The 527-nt window shown below is 67.4% G+C and carries 1 protein-coding gene; it reads left to right on the top strand.

Annotated features, from left to right (window positions below):
- A partial coding sequence (locus tag JK635_RS29230) for an ATP-binding protein (protein WP_235888317.1) occupies positions 1-527 on the top strand: 527 nt, incomplete at both ends.

Below are 527 nucleotides of genomic sequence, written 5' to 3'. Positions count from 1 at the left end.
CTGGCCTGCCGTCCTGCACGCTGGACCCCACCCACATGGAAATGGCGCTGCTCAACGTGCTGATCAATGCCCGCGACGCGCTGCCCGACGGCGGCCGGGTCACGATTGCCACTGCCATCATGACCGAGGGCAACCGGACCGCGGCGCATCACCTGCCGCCCGGACCATACGTGATGCTGTGCGTGATCGACGAAGGCGAAGGCATGCCGGCCGAGGTGCTGCAGCGCGCGACCGAGCCGTTTTTCACCACCAAGGGCATGGGAACGGGCCTCGGGCTGGCCATGGTGCACGGCTTCGTCCAGCAGTCTCAGGGCAGGCTGGAGATCGATAGCAAGCCCGGCAAGGGCACCGCGGTGCGCATGATCTTCCCGCTGGCGTCCGAGCGCGAGGCGGCCAGGGGCGAGCCGGAAAGGTCTGAAAAAGACCTTGAAGCCCCGGAAGGCGCGCCATCGGCGACGCAGACCATTTTGCTGGCCGAGGACAGCGAGGACGTGCGCCAGGTTGCCGCCAACTATCTGCGCAGCCTG

Source organism: Neobacillus paridis, assembly GCF_016765675.1.
Classification (GTDB): domain Bacteria; phylum Bacillota; class Bacilli; order Bacillales; family Cytobacillaceae; genus Neobacillus; species Neobacillus paridis.
This window is presented reverse-complemented; position numbering and strand designations above follow the sequence as displayed.